This window comes from Pseudooceanicola lipolyticus (assembly GCF_002786325.1).
Classification (GTDB): Bacteria; Pseudomonadota; Alphaproteobacteria; order Rhodobacterales; family Rhodobacteraceae; genus Pseudooceanicola_C; species Pseudooceanicola_C lipolyticus.
The window spans coordinates 1-5806 of record NZ_PGTB01000199.1 but is presented as its reverse complement, the minus strand read 5'-3'; the positions used below and the strand labels follow the sequence as shown (position 1 = coordinate 5806).

The following is a 5806-nucleotide window of genomic DNA, read 5'->3' as shown; positions in this document are numbered from 1 at the left end:
CCGAACCGCCGGCGGCGCCGGTGCCGCCGCCCGCCGAAGCGCAGGAGGTCGACACCAGCGCCGAGGCGGCGCTGGAGCGCATCGTCACCTCCGAACGCGCCAGCCAGCGCCAGGAAGACCTGCTCGACCGCGACGCCCCCGAGGAATAGCCGCATTTTTTTTGCCTTTTATCCCCTTGCACAGCCCGCCCGACCAGCTTAATTAGCCGCTCACCGTTGGGGTGTAGCCAAGTGGTAAGGCAGCGGTTTTTGGTACCGTGTACCGTAGGTTCGAATCCTACCACCCCAGCCATTAGCCTTCCGATCAGAGTCGTATGGGTGCTTGTGATCCCAAAGGGCCAGGAATGCCCCATTGGGTGCCCCTGTTGGCCGGGACGCTGTGCGAGGGGCGCCGGGACACCCGATAACAGCTTATACATGCGGAGTGAGGTTGCCCCACCCGAGGAACGGGTGAGGCGGGTTCTCTGATAGGTTCGCGGAGTGGGCATAGCCACAGAGGCGTCAAAGCATAGCGTAGTCGACCCCGTTCGCCCGCCGCTCCCGCTCGTCCCGCAGGTTATCGAGCCTGTCCCCTAGTTCCAGGTGCCGGGGGTTGACGCAGCGACGGTCATGGCAGCGGTGGCGGACGATCTGGTCCCGGGTGGCGGCTAGCCCAGTAGTCACGCAGAAGACGAACCGGTACGCCCGATCCTGCCCCCCTCGGAACCGGACCTTTCTCGGCTGGGTGGTCGGGGTCACCAGGCAGCCATGCTCGTCCGCTGTGGTGTCAGCCAGAATCCGCGCTACTAACTGCTGAGCCTCTTCCGGGTGATTAGCCAGGACGTCCTCGTACCAGCCCTGAAACCCTTCACGAACAATGAATAACTGTGGAGCTCTCATATGATTTCGACCGCCTCCTCGACTGCGCTGACCAGTTCGTCATAGCCATCCGGCCCACGTACCCTTCCGCCCGACACTTGATAGTCAGGATGCACCCAGATCGAGCGAGCATAGTCAAACCCTCCCCATTTAGCTTTCTCTTGGTGCCACCCAAGCTCGTGCATGAAGTGAGGAATGCGATTGGGGTTTGCCTTTAGCTTCTCAGCAAACCACTTCCTCAGTGTGGTCTGCGGGATCGCAAAGACGCCTTGAGCAGCAATGCTTTCCTCGAGCTCCTGCTGTAGCACCTCTCCAGAAGCCGCGTGCAGTTGCGCCATCAGAGGGGTTGTGACGGACTCAGCACCCAGAGACCAAGGGTTGAAGCTATTGGCCTGTTTCCGGACCATCAGCGCATTGTATAGCCGAGCGATGTTTCTTGGCTCATTCATCCAAGCATTGATCTCGGCCATAAAGCTCTGAAACTCAGCGGCATTTGGGCTCATGGCATGGAATTCGTGGTTTGCATCGACCACTAGGAATCTCCTGTCGCCCTCCTCGATCCAGTGCGGGTAGCCGTTAGTCGTCATGAAGTAGGTACCGACGTTCGGCGCGCTCGTTACCTCCTTGCCCTTGCCTTCGATCGCCACCGTAGGTTCCGTGATAAGTGACTTCAGGGCATTGGCTGCTTCGGTGCCGGGCCTCATTTGCACTTCATCAGCGACGACGAACTTCTTCGTCATCACCGTCTGATTGAACTTCGCGGTCAGCTTCCCGCTGTTGATCAGGTTCAGACTGTTTTCCTCGCCGAAGAGCTTCGCCAGCAACCGGCTTACCGTGGTCTTGCCCGTCCCTTTCCGCCTTGAGAAGAGTAAGACAACCCAGCCACACTTCTGCCCCTCGTTTTGAAGGTTCCAGGAAAGCCAGTCCGCAAAGCGCTCACGATCAGCGGGTTGAACAAATACCCGATTGAGCAGTTCCGTGAACATTCCGAAATCAGCTTCAGTTTCGCCGAGGCGGCGATAGGCAGGCTCGCTCCAAGCGTTGACTGTCACCGATCCATCGCGCGGGACTAGTTTCCCCGGCACCGTAGGGTGGCACTCGACGCGCCCATTCCAGACCTGAACCGACTGCTTCTGATCTGTGTGAACCTTTTCAACGCCGAATTGGATCACATCTTTCCACAGTTCGTCTGAGAGCTCGACGTGTGGGAACCGCGCTCGAATTCGAAGCAATGCAATGCGCTTCAAGTCCGAAAGCGAGAACGAAGCACTGGTGTCGTCGCAGCTGTAGAATTTGCCGTCTCTCCTAACGAAGGTGTTGGCAAGATACTGACACAGGGTGGTCTTGGTGCAAGCCTGCTCGTCCTTCGATCGGTCCTCCGCGTCTTTAGCTGTCGAAACAGCATCAAACGCCAGGCTGTCGTTTCGGCCCTGCGAACTTTCCCCTGATGGATGAGCCGTCTCAGATGGAGCCGAGCTATCTGCGACGACCTTAAGAAAGAACGGCTCGGAAGCATGTCCTGCCATTTCAGAGTTCGCGAGAAATTCTACCCTTTCACGCTCGCGGCGTGTCGTCTTTTCATTCGTATTCATCTATTTATTCCATATAAAAAATCGCCATCCCGAAGATCAATAACCGGGAGACTTTTAGAGTTCGCTATGAAAATATGCAGCGAATCTCGTTGTAAGTGATTAGTGTTAAAAGCTAGATATCTTCTCCTTCTGTTTGATCGGCACTTGAGCAACTGAGCCGATTATTTCCTTCCCAGGACCAAACAAGATAGCGCTAACACCTGGTTGCGTCAAGTTGTCCACAGAAGAAAGTTGCTTATCCACAGTCATGGCGCCGAGATCGTCCGCCACCGCTGCCATAACCGTCGCTGCGTCAACCCCCGGCACCTGGAACTAGGGGACAGGCTCGATAACCTGCGGGACGAGCGGGAGCGGCGGGCGAACGGGGTCGACTACGCTATGCTTTGACGCCTCTGTGGCTATGCCCACTCCGCGAACCTATCAGAGAACCCGCCTCACCCGTTCCTCGGGTGGGGCAACCTCACTCCGCATGTATAAGCTGTTATCGGGTGTCCCGGCGCCCCTCGCACAGCGTCCCGGCCAACAGGGGCACCCAATGGGGCATTCCTGGCCCTTTGGGATCACAAGCACCCATACGACTCTGATCGGAAGGCTGATGGCTGGGGTGGTAGGAGACTTTGTCCTCTGAACCGGTTCTTCGACTTACCGCTGGCCTCGACCGAACTGGGGCGGTTCTGGGGGCAAAAACGTAAGCCTGGAGCGAAGAGAAGGTGACCGGGGAGTGGCGGGAGCGGCCTAATCCGGGGGAGCTGAGACACTGCCACGGAGGAGACATCTCAGCCGGGGACTGGGCGTGGTGACGACTGGTCCTGTGTGAAGGCCGCTGACACCTTCGCTGCTGCGGACAGGCTGGCGAGAATTATTCAACCAAAGTGCAGCTGGGCGACCGTTGGTATTAGCGCTCCGTCCTGTCTAACCTTCGCCATGATAATCTGACCGCAAAGGCTTACGACCTCAAAAGAGAACTTTCCCAGTTCATGTGGCTCCCACTCGCGCGTTCCATGAATCAGTCCACTTCTTATCGAATATAGACGATCCCATTCATTCTTTAAGCCGTCCAGATTTAGTCGGCTGAGAACTCGAAGTACCCCTTGTCGCAATCCGACTCGGTGTGTACCGCGCCGGATAGCTTCTGCGACCTCCAAATCTTCATGTCCCGGAGTTGTTGGGTTCGCTTCGAGCTCGCGGGCACACTTTTCGAGAATTGATTTTTGATATGGAGACCAGGTCTCGTTCTGGCCGAGCGCCTCCACAGAAGAGAATGCTAGCGCAATTGTCGCTAGAGGGTCCGGATTTATTATCGCGAGATTAAGCAAGCGAAGGCTTTTAGTATCTCCAAGATGCCAAGCTGACGTGTGGTGGAATACCTCAGAAAGCGCCATCGTAAATTGATCCGGATCCGAAGTCACTTTCATTTCGCCTCCAGATACGAAAGGTATTTTGGTTCGGCCATCGTTTGGTATGATCATCAGACCGTGAATATCTGGCCTAAGTACGTACCTTTCGCCGAGCAAGCCGGATTCGCGAGCCCAATCCTCATTGACGGTACTGATCGGCTTGTCCCGGCCTGTATCGATACCTACGCGAGCCCCCAACGCAGCCAATTCAATGCTTGAGCGTAGCCTTTCTCCGTATTCTGTTGCTTCCGCCTCAGATGCGAATCCTTTCACACTTGCAATAATCCACTTGGATTCCTTCAGTGTCTTCCCCGGGTTATCGGGCTTCAGCGCTACTTCCCTCCCTTTTAAACTCAACTGGATGATCTTTTCATCACTCGTCAAAGGCTTGCCAAGAACAGCCTTCAATCTAACTAAATAACTCTTGTTCTCGACCATCGAATCTCCTTTCTCACGTTTACCTTGCTGAAGTGCGTCGGACAGTTCCAAAAGACGAAGCAGCATTGACTTCTCAACGAATATGGATTCCATATAAGGAATAAAATGTCACATCAAGGAAGGCTAGTGCTGCCCATGCATGCACTCGCAAACTGCGCGGAAAGTTCTGCCGTGCATACACGGCTTGATGATACGGCTACCAGTGGTGGGGTCAATCAGTGCGATACGAGCGTTACCTTAGGACCTGAATAGTGTCACACGAGAGGTAATGCTGTCGACTGGGGTCAGACATGCAGCGAGTCCTTTGTCCCTTTGAACACAAATAATATGCAGTTTTAGGAGTTTAAACCTTGAAAATATCGCGCACTGACATGGCATTTGGTCTTAGAGCTGGGTTTGCTGAACCTCAGGATGGCTTCTCCTTCACTAAAGGCCCTATTCCTGAAGCGCCCGACACGCTTTGGCAAGGAACTCTCTCGATTCTAAGTCAACCTATAGTTTTCTCTGAAGAGATCACCAAGGTATATGAAAGCGATAAGTACAGGATATATCCGCCGATCAAGTATAGGCTGGACTCAGATAGAATGGACAAAAATAAATCAGACAAGAGCACGTTCCTATTGCCGATCTATGGTAAAGATCCGATAGAGATCACAAGGGGCCTTACGATCGATGCCCACGTGAAATTGACGCCGAATAAAGGCGTTGAATACGATGCCCTTCGCGTTGACTATGCGATACATGGCGACCTTCATAGGCCGGAAACCGCACGTCTCATACATCTTATAAAGAATCATAGCGGGCAATGGTGGATAACAGAGCGAAATGCTTCGCTGCCACTTGAAAAGTTCATGAGGTTCTCAATTCTAAAAGACTCAAGGCCCACCCCATTTATAAGGCATCCAGACGGGGGATTTATTTCCGCATGGGAATCTGAAAGCTCAATTTACAAAGAGGTGGGCCTTGAGAGGCCAATAAATAGCAGCATCTGGCAGAGCGTCTGCGAGGCATTCGCCAATGGAGAAGAGCCCGATGTCGCAATGAATTCAGTACATGATACGCTCGCGGCTTTTGTATCCTTTCGAGACAATATTTTTGTTGTTTCATGTGCGATTTCTATGGAAATGCTGGAGCACAGCGCGCGCTCTCTATCTGGAAGAAAATCAAAGGAATACGGCATAAAACTCCTCAGGAACTCAATTCTGTGGAACAAGAAGGACGAGGACGTACTAAAAAGGTTATTCACTGATCGAGGTCACTTGAGTCACGGAAAGTTGGCGCCGAGGCTGAATGCTAGCGAAAGAGAGCAGCATCTTTCAAGATACATGCAAGTTCTAGTTGAGACATCGGTCAGGTATTATAACGACCATTATTTGCCTAGACGCATTAAGTAGTTTTACCATCCAACTAGCGGCGGCCCGCGCGACGCATCCCAGTACGGCGAGTGACCTGCCCCCCTTCGGTCCCTCGTTCATAACGAGAGTCTGCGGGTTTGATCTTGATAATCATGGGTTTCGGTTTG

General features: G+C 53.8%; 4 protein-coding genes and 1 tRNA gene. 3 read left to right on the top strand and 2 right to left on the bottom strand.

Translation table 11 applies throughout. The annotated features are described in order from the left end of the window. The first annotated feature begins 216 nt into the window (after positions 1–216). Positions 217–291, top strand: a tRNA-Gln gene (locus CVM52_RS22905). A 583-nt stretch (positions 292–874) separates the two neighbouring features. On the opposite strand, the gene CVM52_RS22895 is transcribed toward CVM52_RS22905, so the two are convergent. Beyond that, positions 875–2449 carry a primase-helicase family protein gene (locus CVM52_RS22895; RefSeq protein ID WP_133119951.1) on the bottom strand — a complete coding sequence of 525 codons (1575 nt, stop codon included), beginning with the start codon at positions 2447–2449 and terminating at the stop codon, positions 875–877. A 204-nt stretch (positions 2450–2653) separates the two neighbouring features. On the opposite strand from CVM52_RS22895, the gene CVM52_RS28130 reads away from it, so the two are divergent. After that, entirely contained in the window at positions 2654–2836 is a 183-nt protein-coding gene (locus CVM52_RS28130; RefSeq protein WP_133119950.1) for an HNH endonuclease, read from the top strand. Between the two features lie 476 nt (positions 2837–3312). Here CVM52_RS28130 and CVM52_RS26735 read toward each other — a convergent pair whose 3' ends face one another. Continuing rightward, the gene (locus CVM52_RS26735; RefSeq protein ID WP_133119949.1) at positions 3313–4350 is read right to left on the bottom strand and encodes a hypothetical protein; all 1038 of its coding nucleotides are present in this window, start codon (positions 4348–4350) and stop codon (positions 3313–3315) included. 284 nt (positions 4351–4634) lie between these two features. Between CVM52_RS26735 and CVM52_RS26730 the strand changes: the two genes are divergently transcribed. Next, entirely contained in the window at positions 4635–5678 is a 1044-nt protein-coding gene (locus tag CVM52_RS26730; RefSeq protein WP_133119948.1) for a hypothetical protein, read from the top strand. Positions 5679–5806 lie beyond the last annotated feature (128 nt).